A 1,507-nucleotide genomic window follows, 5' to 3' on the forward strand; every position below is an offset into this window, starting at 1 on the left:
GGTTAAACAGCGATGGCCACCCATTTCTGGGTGGCCATCGTGAATGGTGTCCGGCGGTGTCCTACTCTCCCACAGGGTCCCCCCTGCAGTACCATCGGCGCTGAGAGTCTTAGCTTCCGGGTTCGGAATGTGACCGGGCGTTTCCCTCTCGCTATGGCCGCCGTAACCCTGGCGACACACGCACCCGAGGGCACATGGTCAAATCTGGGTTACACGCCGTGCGTGTATTCAATTGTTCCGCTCCTCCCGAAGGAGGATGCGGGGTGCCCGTCTTCTGGGAACCACAAAGTGGACGCAAGCAATCTCTGACCACTCCTACCAGCCTTTACAACGGTATGAGTGTAGTGATTATCAAGTTATCGGCTTATTAGTACCGGTCAGCTCCGACAGTCTTTAGTCCTGTCTTCCACATCCGGCCTATCAACCCAGTCGTCTGGCTGGGAGCCTCTCCCCCGAAGGGATGGAAATCTCATCTCGAAGCCGGCTTCCCGCTTAGATGCTTTCAGCGGTTATCCGTTCCGAACGTAGCTAATCAGCGGTGCTCCTGGCGGAACAACTGACACACCAGAGGTTCGTCCATCCCGGTCCTCTCGTACTAGGGATAGATCTTCTCAAATTTCCTGCGCGCGCAGCGGATAGGGACCGAACTGTCTCACGACGTTCTAAACCCAGCTCGCGTACCGCTTTAATGGGCGAACAGCCCAACCCTTGGGACCTACTCCAGCCCCAGGATGCGACGAGCCGACATCGAGGTGCCAAACCATGCCGTCGATATGGACTCTTGGGCAAGATCAGCCTGTTATCCCCGAGGTACCTTTTATCCGTTGAGCGACAGCGCTTCCACAAGCCACTGCCGGATCACTAGTCCCGACTTTCGTCCCTGCTCGACTTGTCAGTCTCACAGTCAAGCTCCCTTGTGCACTTACACTCGCCACCTGATTGCCAACCAGGTTGAGGGAACCTTTGGGCGCCTCCGTTACTCTTTGGGAGGCAACCGCCCCAGTTAAACTACCCATCAGGCACTGTCCCTGAACCCGATTAGGGTCCGAAGTTAGATATCCAGAGTGACCAGAGTGGTATTTCAACAATGACTCCACGAACACTAGCGTGCCCGCTTCAACGTCTCCCACCTATCCTACACAAGCCACACCGAACACCAATACCAAACTATAGTAAAGGTCACGGGGTCTTTCCGTCCTGCTGCGCGTAACGAGCATCTTTACTCGTAATGCAATTTCGCCGAGTTCGCGGTTGAGACAGCTGGGAAGTCGTTACGCCATTCGTGCAGGTCGGAACTTACCCGACAAGGAATTTCGCTACCTTAGGATGGTTATAGTTACCACCGCCGTTTACTGGGGCTTAAATTCTCAGCTTCGCCTTGCGGCTAACCGTTCCTCTTAACCTTCCAGCACCGGGCAGGCGTCAGTCCGTATACATCGTCTTGCGACTTAGCACGGACCTGTGTTTTTAGTAAACAGTCGCTTCCCACTGGTCTCTGCGGCCATCG

The 1,507-nt window shown here is 55.2% G+C and carries 2 rRNA genes (1 of these 2 cut by a window edge); both read right to left on the minus strand.

The annotated features are described in order from the left end of the window. Positions 1 to 48: 48 nt before the first annotated feature. Positions 49 to 165, minus strand: a 5S ribosomal RNA gene (rrf, locus tag C5C10_RS17125). Between the two features lie 182 nt (positions 166 to 347). After that, positions 348 to 1,507 (minus strand): 23S ribosomal RNA (locus tag C5C10_RS17130) (it continues 1,706 nt past the right edge of the window).

This window comes from Rathayibacter sp. AY1A3 (genome assembly GCF_002930975.1).
Lineage (GTDB): Bacteria > Actinomycetota > Actinomycetes > Actinomycetales > Microbacteriaceae > Rathayibacter.